General features: G+C 71.5%; 5 protein-coding genes. 1 reads left to right on the forward strand and 4 read right to left on the reverse strand.

Going from position 1 to position 19,244, the window contains the following annotated elements; all coding sequences use genetic code 11:
* Nucleotides 1-5: 5 nt before the first annotated feature.
* The 4 genes from B073_RS0123880 to ccrA form a co-directional block, all read right to left on the reverse strand.
* Nucleotides 6-3,329, reverse strand: coding sequence for a non-ribosomal peptide synthetase (locus tag B073_RS0123880; protein ID WP_018540603.1), 3,324 nt, complete (start codon nucleotides 3,327-3,329; stop codon nucleotides 6-8).
* A complete protein-coding gene (locus B073_RS0123885; RefSeq protein WP_018540604.1) occupies nucleotides 3,326-6,604 on the reverse strand; it encodes a type I polyketide synthase in 3,279 nt (1,092 codons plus the stop codon). Before B073_RS0123885 ends, B073_RS0123880 begins: the two co-directional genes overlap by 4 nt.
* 17 nt (nucleotides 6,605-6,621) lie before the next feature.
* Entirely contained in the window at nucleotides 6,622-7,179 is a 558-nt protein-coding gene (locus B073_RS0123890; RefSeq protein ID WP_158690194.1) for a hypothetical protein, read from the reverse strand.
* Nucleotides 7,180-7,411: 232 nt separating this feature from the next.
* Nucleotides 7,412-8,755, reverse strand: a complete 1,344-nt coding sequence (gene ccrA / locus B073_RS0123895) for a crotonyl-CoA carboxylase/reductase (protein ID WP_018540606.1) — start codon at nucleotides 8,753-8,755, stop codon at nucleotides 7,412-7,414.
* Between the two features lie 1,117 nt (nucleotides 8,756-9,872).
* Here ccrA and B073_RS0123900 point away from each other — a divergent pair.
* Complete coding sequence (locus B073_RS0123900) at nucleotides 9,873-19,208, forward strand: non-ribosomal peptide synthetase (protein ID WP_018540607.1); 9,336 nt, start codon at nucleotides 9,873-9,875, stop codon at nucleotides 19,206-19,208.
* Nucleotides 19,209-19,244 lie beyond the last annotated feature (36 nt).

Raw genomic sequence — 19,244 nt, forward strand, 5'->3', positions numbered from 1 at the left:
TTCGATCACCTGTCTCGGCGGGAGGAAGCCCGGCGTTCGGCTGCTTGCTGCCGCCTGTTGCGGGACTGACGACGGTTCTGTGCGCGCTCCTTGGCGTCGCGCGCTGCGGTCTCGGTTCCGGTACGGGAGCCGCCGAGATAGGCGGCGAGTGCCCCGACGGTGGGGTGCTGGAACAGTTCGACCATGGTCAGTTCGTGGCCGAGGGTGGCCAGGCCGGTCCGGAACTCGGCCATGAGCAGGGAATGCCCGCCGAGGTCGAAGAAGTTGTCCCGCACCCCGACCCGCTCGACGCCCAGCAGGCTGCGCCACATGTCGGCGAGCGCGTGCTCCAGGCCGTCCTTGGGCGCGACGAACCGGATCCCCAGGTCGGGCCGGTCGGCGCGCGGCTCGGGCAGGGCCTTGCGATCGGTCTTGCCGCTGGGGGTCAGCGGCAGGGCGTCGAGCACCGTGAAGGAGACCGGCACCATGTACTCCGGCAGGTGCTCGCGCAGATGGGCGGCGAGGTCCCCGGCTGCGGGCGCGGCGGCGCCCGCAGCGGTGACGTAGGCGGCCAGGCGGACGTCACCGGGGGAGTGCTCGCGGGCGATCACGACGGCTTCGCGCACGGTGTCGTGCCGGGTCAGGACGGCCTCGATCTCCCCGAGTTCGAGGCGCTGGCCGCGGAGCTTGACCTGGTGGTCGAGGCGGCCGAGGAATTCCAGTGCGCCGTCGGCGCGGTGCCGGGCGAGGTCGCCGGTGCGGTAGATGCGGGCCCCGGGGACGAAGGGGTCGTCCGTGAAGCGCTCGGCGGTCAGGTCCGGGCGGTTCAGATAGCCGCGGGCCAGGCCCCGGCCGCCGATGCACAGCTCGCCGGGGACACCGGCCGGGACCGGGCGGCCGCAGCGGTCCAGGACGTACACACGGAGGTTGGCGATGGGCCGGCCGATGGGCACCGGGCGGGTGTCGTCCCCCGGGCGGCAGTGCCAGGCGGTGACGTCGATGGCGGCCTCGGTGGGCCCGTACAGGTTGTGCAGCTCGGCCCGGTGCACGTCCAGGAAGCGGTCGTGCAGGTCGCGGGGCAGTTCCTCGCCGCTGCAAAAGACGCGGCGCAGGCCGGCGGAGTGCTCGGCGGGTTCGCGCAGGAAGAGCTGCAGCATGGAGGGGACGAAGTGGAGGGTGGTGATCCGCTCGGCCGCGACCGTCGCGGCGAGGTAGGAGCTGTCGCGGTGCCCGCCGGGCCGGGCCATGACGAGGGCGGCGCCGGTCATCAGGGGCCAGAAGAACTCCCACACCGACACGTCGAAGGAGAACGGTGTCTTCTGCAGCACCCGGTCGGTGGCGTCCAGACCGTAGGCGTCCTGCATCCACAGCAGCCGATTGCGCAGGGCGGCGTGGACGTTCATCACACCCTTGGGCCGGCCCGTCGACCCGGAGGTGAAGATGACGTACGCCAGGTCCTCGCCGTCCACGACCACGCCGGGGTCGTCCGGGCACTGCTCGGCCAGCTCGGCGGCGAGGTCCTCCATCCGCAGCACGGGACAGTCGAGGGCGGGCAACTGCTCGGCCAGGTCGCCGTGGGTGAGCACCACGGGCGGCTGGGCGTCCTCGGCGATGGCAGTCAGCCGGGCGGGCGGCAGGCTGGTGTCGAGGGGGACGTACGCCCCGCCCGCCTTGAGGACGGCGAGGAGCGCGACGACGAGATCGAAAGAGCGCTCCATGGCGACGCCGACAAGGACGTCCCGGCCCACTCCGCGACCGCGCAGCAGGTGGGCGAGGCGGTTGGCGCGCTCGTTCAGCTCGGTGTACGTCAGGCAGGCACCGGCGTACCGCACGGCTTCGGCGCCGGGAGTGCGGCGCACCTGCTCCTCGATGCACTCGTGCACCAGGCCGTCGGGCCACTGCTGGTCGGTGGCGTTCCACTCGTCGACGACCCGGTGGCGTTCGGCTGCGTCGAGGAGGTCCAGGTCGCCGATGGGCGTGCTGGGGCGGGTGGTGACCTGCTCGACCAGGCGGCGGAAGTGGCCGGCGAGGCGGACGACGGTGGCCTCGTCGAACAGGTCGCGGTCGTACTCGAACCAGCCGGTGACACCGCCGTCGGTGTCGAACGCCTGGAGCTCCAGGTCGAAGCGGGCGCCTTCGCTCCTGACCGGGAGCCGGCTGAGGCGGGCGCCGGCCATGGCGAGCGTGGGCACCGGTTCCCGGCCGTAGCTGAAGCTGACCTGGTACACCGGGGGACGGCTGAGGTCACGGGTGGTGTTGAGGTCAGCGACGATCAGCTCGAAGGGGACGTCCTGGTGGGCGTACGCGCCCAGGCAGGCGTCGCGGACACGGGTGAGGACCGCCTCGAACCCGGGGTCGCCGGACAGGTCGGCCCTGATGGGCAGGGTGTTGACGAAGTAGCCGATGAGCGGCTCGACCTCGGCGTGCCCGCGCAGGGCGGTGGGCACGCCGACGACGATGTCGTCCTGGCCGGTGTAGCGGTGCAGCAGGATCTGGAAGGCCGCGAGGAGCGCCATGTACGGGGTGGCGCCGTGCCGCCTGGCCAGCGCAGCCAGTTCGCCGATCAGGGCGGGCGGCAGGTCGACGGGGACGGAGCCGCCGTTGAAGCCCTGAACGGCCGGGCGGGGGCGGTCGGTGGGCAGATCGAGGACGGCAGGGGCGCCGGCGAGGTGGTCGCGCCAGTACGCCAGGTCCTGCTGCCAGCCGCCGCTGTCGAGCTGCTGGTGCTGCCAGGAGGCGAAGTCGCCGTACTGGACGGCGAGTTCGGGCAGCGATGCGGGCAGCCCGGCAGCGAAGCCCTCGTACAGCTCGGACAGTTCGTTCAGGAAGACCGCGATGGACCAGCGGTCGGAGACGAGGTGGTGCATCGCGACGGCGAGGACGGACCGCTCGGGACCGGTGCGCAGCAGCCGCACCCGCACGAGGGGGCCGGAGCCGATGTCGAAGGGTTCGGCGAGGGCGTCGTCGATCCACTTCTGATGGTCGGCGCCGGTGTACTGCGGGCCGCTGAGGTCGGTTTCCGGGACGTCCACCGCCACGTGGTGGTGGACCACCTGCACGGGGACGCCGTCGCGTGGCTGGAAGGTGGTGCGCAGGGCCTCGTGGCGCTGGACGATCTCGGCGACGGCGGCGCGCAGCAGGCCGATGTCGAGGGGGCCTTCGACGCTTATCGCACCGGGCACGATGTAGCCGGGGTTGCGGGGCCTGAGTTGTTCGAGGAACCAGGTGCCCCGCTGCAGGACTGCCAGCGGGAAGACGTCCTCCGCCGAGCGCTCGGCGAGCAGGGCGTCGAAACGGGCGCGTTCCTCGGGAGGGAGCGCGGCCAGCCGCTGGGCGAGATCGTTGGTCACGAGCGTTCCTTGGGGCCGGGCACGGGTGCGCTGGAGTCGGTCAGTTCGTCGAGCAGCGCCCTGGCTGCGTCGACGGCACGGGGCATCCGCTGGATCGCAGGGGATGCCCCGGTGCCGTCGTGCCTGGTCTCCGTCAGGGAGGTCCCGCCGGTCGCAGTCAGCTCCTTGACGATGCTCCTCGTGACGCTGCTGATGGTCGCGCCGCCGAGGAAGTCGGTGATCTGCAGGGTGAGACCGAGCCTGCTCTGGACCTCGTTGCGCAGCTCGACGGCCATGAGGGAGTCCAGGCCGAAGTCGGTCAGCGGCTCGTCCACACCGATGTGGGTGGAGTGGGAGCCGAGGACGTCCTTGACGCTGAGCACGAACTGGGCGGAGAGGGTCTCCAGGCGCTCGGACTCGGTCAGCTCCAGCAGTTCGGCGGCCGTGGGGAGATGGCCGGCGCGGCGCCGGTTGCGGGAGGAGCGGCGAGCGGAGCGGGCCGGCCGGGTGCCCGAGCCGTCCGCGGCATCAAAGGCGTCGCCCGCGCCGGCGGCCGCCGACGCGGTGCCGTCCCAGGGGCGCGGGGGCTGCCAGCAGCGGACCGGATCGAAGGGGTACGTGGGCAGCGGCGCCTTGGCGCGGGTGTAGTCGCGGTCGAAGCCGGCCCAGTCGACCAAGGCACCGGCCGCGTACAGTTCGGCGACCGTGGGCAGCAGAACCTCCCAGTCGTCCTGCTTGGGCCGCAGGCTGGGCAGCAACAGGTCGTCGTGGCCGGGCGGCAGGGCATCGTTGATGACACCGAGCAGCGTGGGGGCGGGGCCGACCTCGACGAAGGTGCGGTAGCCCATGGACCGCAGGGTCTGGACGCCGTCGGTGAACCGTACGGTGCCGCGGACGTGCCGGCACCAGTAGTCGGGGTCCGGCGCCTGGTCCCACGGCCACAGACCGCCGGTGACGTTGGAGACCAGGGGGATGCGCGGGGCGGTGAAGGTGAGCTTCTCCGCGGCCCGGCGCAGCGGCTCCAGGACGGGGTCCATCAGGGGCGAGTGCCCGGCGGAGGCGATGCGCAGCTGCTTGGCCTTGACTCCGCGGGCGGCGAAGGCGGCGCACACGGCCTCGACGAGGTCGCGGTCACCGGAGATCACGGTGTTCGCCGGGCCGTTGACCGCGGCGACGGCGATCCGGCCGGGGTGCGCGGCGAGTTCGGCGGCGACCTCCTGCTCGGATGCGAAGATCGCGGCCATGATGCCGGGCAGCGAGTGCTCCTGGATGATGCGGGCGCGTTCCACCGCGAAGGTCAGACCGTCCTGGAGGGACATCGCGCCCGCCACACAGGCGGCGACGCATTCGCCGAAGCTGTGGCCGAGGACGGCCGCAGGGGTGATACCCCAGGAGCGCCACAGCTGGGCCATGGCGTACTCGACGGCAAACGTGGCGGGTTGGGCGTAGGCGGTGTCGTTGATCTGCAGGTCGTCGGGGTCGTCGGGGAACAGGACGGACAGCAGCGGCCTTTCGAGCAGCGGGCGCAGAATCTCGGCGCACTCGTCCACGGCACGCCGGAAGGTGGGCTGTGAGTCGTACAGGGCGCGGGACATCCCGGGGCGCTGGGCGCCCTGACCGGTGAACAGGAACACGACTTCGGGGCTGTCGGCCTCGCCCTGGACCAGGCCCGCAGCGCTCTCCCCGCGGGCGAAGGCCGCGAGTTGGCCCGCGACCTCCTCGCGGGTGGCGCCGACGGCGGCGAGGCGGTGGCGGAAGTGGGAGCGGCCGGTGCCCGCCGAGTGGCACAGGTCGGCCAGCGAGGCGTCGTCGTCACCGGCGAGCCGCTCGGCGTACCGGTCGGCGAGTGCGGCCAGTGCGGTCTCGCTGCGGGCGGAGAGCGCAAGGACGGAGGCGGGCCTGCGGTCGTCGTCGGCAGGGCGGGCAGGCGCCACGGGTGCCTGCTCCAAAATCATGTGGACGTTGGTGCCGCTCAGCCCGAAGCTGCTCACCGCCGCCGCCCGGGGACCGTCGGTGTCCGGCCACGGGGTCAGCTCGGTGGGCACCTGGAAGGTGGTGCCGTCGAAGGAGATGTTGGAGTTGAGCCGCGAGAAGTGCAGGTTCGGCGGGATCTCGGCGCGGTCCAGGCACATCGCGGCCTTGATGAGTCCGGCGATGCCGGCGGCCGCTTCCAGGTGGCCGATGTTGGTCTTGACCGCTCCGAGGTAGACCGGTGAGCCGCTCTCGCGGCCGTACACATCGGCGAGGGCCTCGGCCTCGATGGGGTCACCGAGGCGGGTGCCGGTGCCGTGGGTCTCGACGTAGCCGACCTGGTCGGCCGCCACCCCGGCGGCGTCCAGGGCGCACTGGAACACATCGCGCTGCGCGGCGCCGTTGGGCGCGGTGATGCCGGCGCTGCGGCCGTCCTGGTTGACCGCGCCGCCGCGCACCACAGCGAGGGGGCGGTCCCCGTCGCGCAGGGCGTCGGACAGCCGCTTGAGGACGACGACGCCGCACCCCTCGCCGCGCACATAACCGTCGGCGCTGTCGGAGAACGTCATGGCGCGGCCCTGCCGGGAGACCGAGCCGAACTGCGACTGGGAGATCATCATCAGCGGCGAGAGGATCACGTTGACGCCGCCGGCCAGGGCCATGTCGCACTCGCCCAGGCGCAGGCTCTGGCACGCCTGGTGGACGGCCACGAGCGAGGCCGAACAGGCGGTGTCGACGGTGAGGTTGGGGCCCCGCAGATCGAGGAGGTAGGCGATGCGAGCCGGGATGAAGGACATCGCGGCGCCGGAGCTGGTGTAGGCGCTGACGTCGTCGGGGTGGCGCAGCTGCGCGGTGACGTAGTCCCACGAGGCCGTGCCCATGAACACCCCGGTGCGACTGCCGGCCAGGTCCGACGGGGCCTGCCCGGCGTTCTCCAGCGCCTCCCAGCACACCTGCAGGCTCAGGCGTTGGGCCGGGTCCATCTCCACGGCCTCGCGCCGGGAGATGCCGAAGAAGTCGTGGTCGAAGTGCTCGAGGTCGTCGAGGAACGCACCGGCGCGGGTGTAGATCTTCCCCGGCTTGCCGGCCTCCTCGTCGTAGAAGGCCCCGTGGTCCCACCGCCCGCTCGGTATCTCGCCCACGGCGTCGGTGCCGTCGGCCAGCATCCGCCAGTACGAGGCGGTGTCCTTGACGCCGCCGGGGAAGCGGCAGCCGGTGCCCACGATGGCGATGGGCTCGCAGCGGGCCCGCTCGTACTCGGCGACCTGGTGTTGGAGGCGCTCCATCGTCAGATAGGCGCGCTTGAGTGCGTCAGCCGCTGTCACGTCCGGTCCCGATGGCGTCATCGCTGAGCCCCCTCGTCGATCTGTGTGGTCTTGGCCGTCAGAAGTGCTTCGAGTTCCGCGGCGGACATCGCATCGAGGTCCGGCGGGCCGTCCGCGGCGGGCGCGCCCGCGCGGTCGGGTGCTGCCTGCGGCGGCGCCGGCGCGGCGGCGGTGTCGGCGTACACGTGGTCAAGCCCGGCCGGGCACATGACCGGGACCCGTCCCCCGGCGGGGAAGCGGTCCCACAGCGTCGCGGCGACCGTGCGGCCCCGCAGGCCCGACGCGGCGTCGCCGAGGGCCGGTGGCTCACCGTCGCCGTCCACGAGGAACCGGAAGATCCGGTCCTCGGAGTCCTTGCTGAGGACCGTGCGGGAATGGTCGACAAGCGATCGTGTGTCCCGACCCGGCATCCGACCGTCCTCTCCATATGCGTGACCTTGCGTGAACTTCCTTGCGCGCGCGGGGCGCGCCGCGCATTCCTGCTGCCTTTTTCCGTTCGCCTTCAGCTCGACTTCGGCGACGGCGCCCGGACGCCTGTCACGGGCAACCATGCGGCTGCCGACCGTACTTGTCATGTGCGCCGTGTTCAGCGAAGAGGCCGGAGTGCGGCCGGGAGAATCGAGAAAAGGCGGTGCCCAGGGGGCCGGAAAGAAAGCGGTCGATACGCCGACCGGAATTCCCCCGGGATTTACGCCATGCGCACGGCAGCATCCATCACGTCCCGCCGACCCGTCAACAAGCGGCATGCAGAAGGCAGGTGGCGGACCCCGCGGAATCGCGGCCGCGCGAAGACAACGCCCTGACGCATCACGCGCCCACCGGCTTTGTGCGGAACCTGTTGATGGCCGACTCGTGCCGGGCCCGCAGCGTCGCGTCGCGTACCCCGAGCCCGCCTTCGGGCGCCAGACACAGCACCCCGACCTTGCCCTGGTGCAGGTTGTGGTGCACGTCGTACACGGCCTGGGCGGCGCGTTCGAGCGGCACCGCCTCCGACAGCGTGGGGTGGATCTGGCCCTTGGCGATGAGCCGGTTGGCCTCCCACGCCTCACGGTAGTTGGCGAAATGGGTGCCGATGATCCGCTTGAGGTTCATCCACAGGTACCGGTTGTCGTAGGCGTGCTGGTACCCCGAGGTGGACGCGCAGGTCACGATGGTGCCGCCCCGGCGGGCCACGTACACGCTCGCACCGAACGTCTCGCGGCCCGGGTGCTCGAAGACGATGTCCGGGTCGTCGCCCCCGGTCAGTTCCCTGATCCGGGCGCCGAACCGCCTCCATTCACGCGGGTCCTGCGTCTGCTCGTCCTTCCAGAACCGGTAGTCATCGGCGCTCCGGTCGATCACCAGCTCCGCGCCCATGCGCCGACACGCCTCGGCCTTCTGCGGACTGGACACCACACACACCGGGATCGCCCCGCCGTTGAGCGCCAACTGCGTGGCGTACGAGCCGAGTCCACCGGATGCGCCCCAGATGAGCACGGTGTCGCCCTGCTTGACGCGGGCGCCGTTGGCGGAGACCAGCTGCCGGTACGCGGTGGAGTTCACCAGGCCCGAGGCGGCCGCCTCCTCCCAGGCGAGATGCCGCGGCTTGGGCATCAGCTGGTTGGCCTTGACCAGAGCCAGCTCCGCAAGCCCGCCGAAGTTCGTCTCGAATCCCCAGATCCGCTGCTCCGGGTCGAGCATGGTGTCGGAGTGGCCGTCGGGGCGGTCCAGTTCCACGGACAGGCAGTGCGCGACCACCTCGTCGCCGGGGGCCCAGCCCGTCACTCCTTCGCCGCAGCGCAGCACCACACCGGACAGGTCCGAGCCGAGGACGTGGTAGGGCAGATCGTGCCGGGCCGCCTGCGGCGAGGTCCGGCCGTAGCGGGACAGGAAACCGAACGTCGGTACCGGCTCGAAGATCGAGGACCACACCGTGTTGTGGTTGATCGCGCTGGCCATCACCGCCACCAGCACCTCGCCCGCGGCCGGCTCCGGCGTCGCCACCTCCTCCAGGTGCAGTGACCGGCGGGGGTCCTTGTCCCGGCTCGCGAGGCCGTCGAACATCGTCGTCTCATCGGCGTGGAGAACCACCCCTCGGTAGAACTCGGGCACCGGCAGGTGGCCCACCTCGCCCAATTCGCCCGCGAGGATCGCATCGAGGATCTTTTGCATGGGTTCCGGACCTCTTTCCGGCTCGGTCTGCGAAGAACAGGGCGCGGTTTATTTGCGTTCCTCGGGAGAGGGAACGCAAAGGGGAGTCGCCTGGTGTCTGTTCCGCGGTCGCCTTGCCGAATTGTGGAGGCAAGTGCGGGATGAATGCTGACACTTGGCCGATGGCCGAGTCCAGTGGCCAAAGGTTCGCACACGGTGCATCGAAGGGTGCTCGAAGGCGGGCCCTCACCTCAGGGCGATTGCACAGTCCGTTGCCCGTGCGTTGCGCAGGTCGGCCGAGTCCGAGGAAGGCTGACGCTTTCCGCGCCGGCACCGCGGATCGGCCGGTGCGCAGCCAGCCGCCCGTCCGGCGGAACCGTCGCGCGAGGGTGACGGGTGGGCGCCCTGGGGGCGTTCAACTGGTCGAACCGAACAGTTGAACAGGCACGGCTCCGCAGTCCTGGGAACGCTGCATTCCGTCGGCGTGGATCTCCGGCCGATCCCCGGTCGGTCTCCATGGGGACAGCCGACGATCTGGAACATCCCCCTTCACGTCAACCCCGAGCCGACGCGTCCAACAGGCCGCACCGGTGGGTACCGGAGGAGGTTTCCCCTGATACCGGAGGACCTCCGCCCGGTCACGGTGAGCCAAACCCACGGCGCAGGCACGGTCCGTCCATGCCTGCGCTCTGCACTGTCCGGGCCTCGCCGGCCGCACTCTCGTTCACCCGCGCCGACTCGGCGCTGCGCGTGCGCAGTTGCCTCCGTCCGCCCCGAAGGACGATGATCCATGGCGCGGCTCGACCCTGCCGAGCGCAGGTGTGCGACCAGCCGGCCTGCGGGTGTCGAACATGGACAGATCGATCACCGCTGGATAGACAAGCACGGGATGCTCCGAGCGGAGGCCGATCGTGGCCGCACAGCGCAGGGGCTTCAACTCTTCTCAGGTACTCGCCCACCCCAACCGACCGGCCACCAGGCCGCGTCGAGACAGCTCGACGAGCCCGAACGCCGGCACCGCGGCCCCGCAAGGCACGGCCGGTGAGCCGGGGACACCACAGACGCAGACCGACGCGAAGCCGGGAGCACACGTGCGGAAACTCCGCGCCGCCGAGACCGACGATCAGGAGACTGGCGCATGACCGACATCGACCTGACCAGCCTCACGCCGGAGCAGAAGCGCGCGCTGCTGGCAGAGCGGTTGCGGCGCAAGAACGGCCACCGGCCGGCGGCACGGGAGCGGCGCTTCGCCGCCTCGTTCCCCCAGCAGCGCATGTGGTTCCTGGACCAGCTCAACCCGGGCAGCGCCGCCTACAACATCCCCGCCGCGTTGCGCGTACACGGCCCGCTCGACGTGGAGCTCTGGCGCCGCAGCCTCGCTGAGATCGTCTGCAGGCACGAATCGCTGCGCACCACCTTCGAAGAGGCCGACGGCGAGCCCGTGCAGGTCGTCCACGAGACCGGTGAGCTGGAGCTGACCGTCGAGGAGTGCGCGCACCTGCGCGGCCCCGAGGGCGAGGAGGGCGTCAAGGAGCTGGCGCGCCGGGAGTTCGCCCGCCCCTTCGACCTCGGCACCGGGCCGCTCATGCGGATGAGGTTTCTGCGCCTGGCCCCCGACGAGCACGTCCTGCTGCTCACCATGCACCACATCGTCGCCGACCTGTGGTCGACCTCGGTCCTGTTCGGCGAGCTGGTCACCCTGTACCAAAGCCACCTCACCGGCACCCAGGCCGAATTGCCCGAGCTGTCCGTCCAGTACGCCGACTACGCGGCCTGGCAGCGCAAACAGCTGGCGGGTCCACGCTTCGCCGACGAACTGGAGTACTGGAAGACGACCCTCGAAGGCGCCACACCCATCCTCGAACTGCCCACCGACCGGCCGCGGCCCGCGGTGCTCGGCTCGGCCGGCGGTTCACGGCCGTTCAGGCTGCCCGCCTCGGTGATGAGCGGCGTACGCGAACTGAGCCGGCGCACCGGCGCCACCCCGTTCATGACGCTGCTCGCCGCCTACATCGCCCTGCTGCACCGGTACACCAGGCAGGACGACGTCGTCGTCGGCGTGCCCGTGGCCAACCGCGGACAGTCCCAGGTCGAGCAGCTCATCGGCTACTTCGTCAACACGCTCGCGATCCGCAACGACGTGTCGGGCAACCCGACGTTCACACAGCTGCTCGGCCGGGTACGCGGTGCGGCCCTCGGCGCCTTCGCCCACCAGGAGGTGCCGTTCGAGCGCCTGGTGGAGGAACTGCGCCCGGAGCGCGACCTGTCGCGCTCACCGATCTTCCAGGTGTCGTTCGTGTACCAGAACATCCCGGTGCCGGAGTTCGGCGTCGGCGGGCTGCGCCTGGAGCTGATGGACGTGGCCAGCTCCACCGCGCGGTTCGACCTGGAGCTCCAGGTGTTCGAGCAGGGCGACGAGCTCGGCGGCTGGTTCGAGTACAACGCCGAACTCTTCGACGCGGACACGATCGACCGCATGGCCGGCCACCTGAAGGTGCTCCTCGACAACCTCCTCACCGACCCGGACCAGCCGATCCTGGACGTCGCGCTGCTGACCGAGGACGAGCAGCGCGCCCAGGGCCAGGAGCGGGTCGACACCCGCAACGAGTGGCCCGACGAACTCCTGACCCACCAGCGCATCGAGCGGCAGGCGGTACTGCGCCCCGACGCCGAGGCGGTGTACTGCCAGGGCCAGACACTCACCTACGCCCAACTCGACGCATCCGCCAACCAGTTGGCGCACCGCCTCAAGCGCCTCGGCGTCGGGCGTGATGTCATGGTCGGGATCTGCCTGGACCGCTCGCTCGACATGGTCGTCGCGGTGCTCGCCGTCCTGAAGGCGGGCGGCGCCTACGTACCGCTCGACCCGAAGCTGCCCAAGGACCGCATGGCGTTCATGATCGAGGACGCGGGCCTTCCCGTCCTGATCACCCAGAGCTCGGTGGTGCCGGGCCTGCCGGACTCCGCAGCCACGACGCTGTGCGTGGACGAGCTGCGCGAGGATCTCGCCGCCGAGTCCACCGAGGTCCTCGGCGAGCCGGTCGACGGCGCCGACCTCGCCTACGTCATCTACACCTCGGGGTCGACCGGCCGCCCCAAGGGCGTCCAGCTGCCGCACCGCGCGCTGCGCAACCTCTTCCGGGCGATGAAGCAGTGGCCGGGCATCGACGCCGACGACAGCCTGATCGCGGTCACCACCCTGTCGTTCGACATCGCAACCCTCGAACTGCTCCTTCCGCTCGTCGAGGGCGCCCGCGTGGTGCTCGCCACCCGCGAAGTGGCCACCGACGGAAGACTGTTGGCGCAAGAGATGGCCGCCACCGGCGCGACCATGATGCAGGCCACCCCGTCCACCTGGCGGATGCTGCTCGACGCCGGCTGGCCCGGCCGCCCGGGCCTGCGCGGCCTCATATGCGGCGAGGCCCTGCCCCCCGACCTGGCGCGGCGCCTGCTGGCCAAGGGCGTGGACCTGTGGAACATGTACGGCCCGAGCGAGACCACGATCTACTCCCTGGGCACCCGCATCGTCGACGACACGATCACCATCGGCCGGCCGATCGCCAACACCGAGGTCCACATCCTCGACCCCGAGGGCCGACCCGTACCGCCGGGCGTACCCGGTGAACTGTGCATCGGCGGCAGCGGACTGGCCCGCGGCTACCTCAACCGACCACAGCTGACACAGCAGCAGTTCATCCCCAACCCCTTCGCGTCCGACCTCGCCGACCGCCTGTACCGCACCGGCGACCTGGTGCGGCGCCGCGTCGACGGCACCGTCGACTACCTGGGCCGCCTCGACCACCAGGTCAAGCTGCGCGGCTACCGCATCGAACTCGGCGAGATCGAGTCGCTTCTGCTGCGCCAGGACCCCGTCAAGGACTCGGTCGTCGTGACCCGCGAGGACCAGCCCGGCGACCAGCGCCTTGTCGCCTACGTGGTGCCGGACCCGACGGTCGACGCAACCGACGAGCTGCGCCGCCGACTGCGGGCCGCCCTCGCCGAGAAGCTCCCCGACTACATGGTCCCGTCCGCGTTCGTGTTCCTCGACGCGCTGCCGCTGACCCCCAGCGGCAAGACCGACCGCGGCGCGCTGCCCGCGCCCGAAGGGCAGCAGACCCGCACGGCGGCGTACGTCGCCCCCCGCGACGCCGAGGAACGGGCCCTGTGCGACCTGTTCGCCCAGTTCCTCCAGGTGCCTCAAGTGGGCATCGACGACGGCTTCTTCGCGCTGGGCGGGCACTCGCTCCTCGCCACCCGCCTGGTGGCGCGGATCCGCGCCACACTCGGCGTCGAGGTACCGGTACGCGCCCTGTTCGAGAAGCAGACCGTGGCCGAGCTGGCCGAACTGCTGCGGCAGAGCGGCGGCGAGGCACGGCCCGCGCTGAGCCCGATGACCCGACCCGACCCCCTGCCGCTGTCGTTCGCCCAGCGACGCCTATGGTTCCTGCACCAGATGGAAGGCCCCTCGCCTACCTACAACCTGCCGGTGGTGCTGCGCCTGACCGGCGCCCTCGACGTGGACTGCCTGCGGGACGCCCTCGCCGATGTCGTCGCCCGGCACGAGGCGCTGCGCACCGTGTTCCCGGACACGGGCGCGGTGGCCTGCCAGCAGATACTCGCCCCCGAACAGGCGCGCCCCGCCCTGCCGGTCACCGAGACCGACCAGAGGGGACTGGACGACGCGGTGACAGCGGCGGTCCGGTACGCGTTCGACCTGGCCCGGGAGATCCCGCTGCACGCGGAACTGTTCTCGCTCGGCGCCGACGAGCACGTCCTGGCCGTCGTCGTCCACCACATCGCAGCGGACGGCTGGTCCCTCGCCCCTCTGCGGCTCGACCTGGCGGCCGCCTACCGGGCACGCCTGGCCGGGCACGCTCCCGACTGGCCGCCACTGCCCGTGCAATACGCCGACTACGCCCTGTGGCAGCGCCAGTACCTCGGTGCACAGGACGAGGCCGACAGCACCTGGTCGCGCCAACTCGACTACTGGCGCGGCGCTTTGGACGGCCTGCCCGAGCGGATCGCCCTGCCGGTCGACCGCCCGCACCCGGCCGAGGCCACCCACGACGGCGACACGCTCACCTTCCAGTGGGACGCGGAGCTGCACGAGGGCCTGGCCCGACTGGCCCGCGGCTGCGATGTCAGCATGTTCATGGTGCTCGACGCGGCCATGGCAGTGCTGCTCGGCCGCCTCGGCGCCGGCACGGACATCCCGATCGGCGTGGCCACCGCGGGCCGTGACGACCAGGCCACCGAGAACCTGATCGGCTTCTTCGCCAACACCCTCGTGCTGCGGACGCGGATCGAGGAACGGCAGACGTTCCGGGAGCTGCTCGCCGCGGTACGGGATCGCACCCTCGACGCGCTCGCGCACGGGGACATTCCCTTCGAGTCACTCGTGGACAGCCTGCGCCCGACCCGGTCGATGTCCCACCACCCGCTCGTCCAGGTCATGCTGTCCTGGCAGAGCGTGACCGACGAGACCCTGGACCTGCCCGGCGTCGAGGCGACGCCTGTGGTGCGGAGCACCGGCACGGCGCGCATGGACCTCGTTCTGCTCCTGCACGAGCACCTCGCGGGCGACGGCACACCACGCGGCATCGACGGCGGCATCGAGTACAACGCCGACGTCTTCGACCCGGACACCGTACGCACCATGCTGCGCAGGCTGCGCCAGGTGGTCCTGGCGATGATCACCGACCCGGACCAGGCGGTCGGCGACGTCGACCTGCTCACCCCGGCCGAGCGGCATCGCGTACTCGAGGAGTGGAACGGCACGGGCGGCCGGCAGCCGGTGGCCGGGCTGCCCGAACTGTTCGAGGCACAGGCGGCCCGCACCCCGGACGCCGTCGCGGTCAGCTGCGGCGACGAGCAGCTCTCCTACCGCGAACTCTCCACCACCGCCGACCGGCTCGCCGCACGGCTGCGTGCCCTGGGGATCGGCGCCGACGGCGCCGAGGACGCGGTGTGCCTGCTGATGGAGCGCTCGGTGCGGGTGCCCGTGGCGATCCTGGCCGTGCTCAAGGCCGGCGGTGTGTATGTACCGCTCGACCCCCGCTACCCCGAGTCCCGCATGCGCCTGATCATGGCCGACACCGGGGCGAGCGTGCTCCTCGTGGACGGCGACGCACCGGCGCATCCCACCGCCGACGGGGTCCGCGTACTCGATGTGACGGCCGAACTGTCCGCCACCGAAGGCCAGTCGGGCGGCATCGCCGTCCCCCGGGCCGCGGACGGGCCCGACCGCGCGGCGTACATCATGTACACCTCCGGCTCCACCGGGCAGCCCAAGGGCGTGACGGTCACCCACCGCAACGTGGCGAGCCTCGCCGCTGACCACGTGTGGCGCGACGAGAACCACACCCGCGTGCTCATGCACGCCCCGACCGCGTTCGACGCCTCCACCTACGAGCTGTGGGTGCCCCTGCTCTCCGGCGGCGAGGTGGTGGTCGCACCGGCCGGTGAGCTCGACCCGGGCCTGCTGGTGCGCACCATCCGCGAGCGCGGTGTGACCTCGGCGTTCTTCACGGCCGCCCTGTTCAATCTGCTGGTCGAACGCGACCCCGAGGCCCTGGCCGGGATGCGCCAGGTGCTCGCCGGCGGTGAGGCGCTTTCGCCGCCCGTGGTCGCCAAGGCGCTGGCCGCATGGCCCAAGACCGTCCTGACCAACGGATACGGTCCGACGGAGACGACGACGTTCGCCGTACTGCACAGCACCCGCGAGGTGGCCGACGGCACCGTGCCGATCGGCACACCGATGGACGACACCCGCGCCTACGTCCTCGACGACCGGCTGCGCCCGGTGCCGGTCGGTGTGCCCGGCGAGCTCTACCTCGCCGGAGCGGGCCTGGCCCGCGGCTACTTCGACAAGCCGGGCCTGACCGCCCAGCGATTCGTCGCCTGCCCCTACGGCCCGCCGGGTGAACGCATGTACCGCACCGGCGACTTGGTGCGCTGGCGCACCGACGGCACGATCGAGTACCTCGGCCGCACCGACGACCAGGTCAAGATCCGCGGCTTCCGCATCGAACCCGGCGAGATCGAGAACACGCTCGGCACCCACCCGGCCGTAGCGGACGCCGCCGTCGTGGTGCACCACAAGCCCACCGGCGGCAAGGACCTCGTCGGCCATGTCGTCCTCGCCGACGGCGCGCACGCCGAGCCCGCCGAACTGCGGTCGTACGTGGCCGAACGGCTGCCGCAGTACATGGTGCCCGTCGTCGTGATGGTCCTCGACGCCTTCCCGATGACCGGCAACGGCAAGCTCGACCGCCGCGCGCTGCCCGCCCTCGCCCTCGGCGCGGGCACCGAGTCCCGCGCCGCACGGACGCCGGCCGAGCAGACCCTGTGCGCCGTGTTCGCCGAGGTGCTCGGCCTGCCGGAAGTCGGCGCCGAGGCCGGCTTCTTCGACCTGGGCGGGGACAGCATCCAGGCCACCCAACTGGTCGCGCAGTCCCGCACGGCGGGCCTGGTGTTCACCGTCCGCGACGTGTTCGCCCAGCAGACGGTGGCGGGCATCGCCCGGGTGGCCAAGGCCGCCGACGCGGACGCCACGGCGAGCGTCACCGACACCGGCACCGGCGAGATCCGCCTGCTGCCCGTGATGGAACGCCAGCGGAACCTGGGCGGCTCGGTCGTCGGCTTCGACCTGTCTGCGACCGTCGGCCTTCCGGCCGCCGTGGACCAGACCCGTCTGGTCACCACGCTCCAGGCGGTCGTCGACCAACACGACGCCCTGCGTATGCGGTTGGAGACCACGCCCGACGGGCAGTGGTCGCTGCACGCGGACGAGCCGGGCACGGTCCGGGTCGCCGACATCCTGCGCCGCGTGGACATCAGCGGGCTCGCCGACGCCGACGCACGGACGCTGATCGCCGAGGAGACGGCCGCGGCCAAGCGACGGCTCGACCCGGCCGACGGCGTGATGCTGCAGCCGGTGTGGTTCGACACCGGCGCAGACCGCCCGGGCAGGCTGCTGCTCGCTGTGCACCACTTCGCCGTCGACGGTGTCTCGTGGCGCATCCTGCTGTCCGACCTCTCCGTCGCCTGGGACGCGGTGGCCGCCGGCCGCGAGCCGGTCCTCGCACCGGTGACCACATCACTGCGCGGCTGGGCCGACCGGGTCGCCGGCGACGAGAGCCTCGCCCGGCACCGGGCCGAACTGCCGGTGTGGCAGGACCTCCTGCGCGACGCCGAGCCCCTGGTGGCCGGGAAGCTGGACGCGGACCGCGACGTCACCGGCACCGAGGGACGCCTGTCGCTGACCCTGCCGGCCGAGGACACCGCGCCGCTGCTCGGGCAGGTGCCTGCCGTGTTCCGGCGCGGCATCCAGGACATCCTCCTGACCGCCTTCGGCCTCGCCGTCGGACGCCGGCGCGCCCGCCGGTCCGGCCAAGGAGGCGCCCCGGTCGTGCTCGACGTGGAGAGCCACGGCAGGCACGAGCACCTGGTCGACGGCGTCGATCTGTCCCGCACGGTGGGCTGGTTCACCAGCGTCCACCCGGTCCGCCTCGACTGCGCCGCGCTGCCGTGGCAGGACGTGACCGATGCGGGCGGCGAGCTGGCCGCTGCCGTCGCCCGCACCGGCAAGCAGCTGCGGGCGATACCGGACAACGGCCTCGGCTACGGCCTCCTGCGCCACCTGGACCCACAGACCGCGCCGCTGCTCGCAGCACTGCCCCAGCCACAGGTGCTGTTCAACTACCTCGGCCGTGTACCCGTCACCGACGAGGAGACACCCTGGCTGCCACTGCGCGACGACACCACCCCCGGCACCACCGGCACCCGGCCGCTGACCCACCCGCTCGAGATCAACGCCGTCACCCAGGACGGGCCCGACGGCCCGCAGCTGGTGGCCAACTGGAGCTGGGCAGGCTCACTGCTCACCGAGGACGAGGTCCGCGAACTCGCGGACGCCTGGTTCGACGCACTGCGCGCCCTCACCCGCTGCGCGGCCGCCGTCGAGAACGGCACGGTCGCACTGGCCCGCGACGACCACGAACACACCGCGACCCCCGGCGCAGCCGACCCGCTGACCGCCCCGATCCCCACGGCCGACCGCAGCGACGGCGCCGGACTGTCCTTCGGACAACTGGAATTCCTGCTCCAGCCGGTCGGCCCCAACCACGCACACCACGCCGTCATCTTCGCGTTCCGGCTGAGCGGCGCACTCGACGCCCCCGCCCTGCGCCGCGCCCTGGACGACCTGGTGCGCCGCCACGACATCCTGCGCACGCGCTACGTCCAGCGCGGCTCGGCCACCTTGCAGTTCGCCGACGGCCGTCCCGAGTGGCCGATCGAGACGGCCGACCTGCGCACGTACCAGGGGGAAGCACAGCGTGAAAAGCTGCGCGAGCTGCTCACCAAGGAGACCCAGCGCACGTTCCGCATCGAGGACGGCAACCTGGTCCGCGGCCAACTCGTACAACTCTCCGACCGTGAACACGCACTGGTCCTCGTGGCGCACCACATCCTGGTGGACCACTGGGGCTTCCTCGTGGTCACCGACGAGCTGTCGGAGCTGTACGCCGCCCACACGGCGGCACGCCGGCCGCAGCTGCCCGACGTGAGGGTCCAGCACCTGGACTACGCGGCGTGGGAGCAGGCACTGCTCGCCGGCGGCGCACTCGACGAGCACATCGAGCACTGGCGTACGGAACTGGCGGGTGCGGCGCGCAGCCTCGACTTCGAGGCACCCGAGCACCAACTCCACGATCTCATCGAAGGCTTCAGCCACAGCGTCGTGGTCGACGCCGAGGTCATGTCGGCAGTGAAGGAGGCCGCACGCCGCGAGGGCGTGACCCTGTTCATGATGCTGATGTCGGCGTTCCACGTGCTCCTGCACAGCTACTCGGGCGCGACAGACATCGCGGTCAGCCACCCGCTGGCCGGCCGCGAACGACCGGAGACCGAGTCGATGGTCGGCCCGTTCATCAACATGGTCCTCAACCGCTCACGGATGGCCGACGACCCGACCTTCCACGAACTGGTCCAGCAGGTCCTGCAGGGCGAACTCGACGCGTACATACACCAGAACGTGCCGGTGCGCGCCCTGGTGCACGACGGCGTCATCGGCGACGGCAACAAGCTGCCGCTGCGCGTGATACTCAACCTGCTCGGTGTGCCGGCCAAGTCGCTGACCCTGGACGGGCTCGAGGTGACGCCCCTGGACGTGCGCATCGGCGACGAGACCCCGCTCCCGGAGCTGATCACCGCCATCGAGCCGCACAACCTCGACCTGTACCTGGTGGCCCGTGACGTCGAGGGCGAACTGCACGGCCTGTGGGTGTACGACCCGGACTCCATCGAGCCGCAGGTCATGGGCGCGCTGGTACGCCAATGGCCACGGGTCCTCGAACTCGTCGCACACCACCCGGAGTTGACTATCTCGCAGCTGCGCGAGCTGGTACGGGCCGGACAGGACGCCGGCACGGCCGCACACGACCACACCACGGACCACCGACACGACCGCTGACCGCCACCTGGGCCAGGCCACCTCCACCACCAGACC

The organism is Streptomyces sp. MspMP-M5, assembly GCF_000373585.1.
GTDB lineage: Bacteria > Actinomycetota > Actinomycetes > Streptomycetales > Streptomycetaceae > Streptomyces.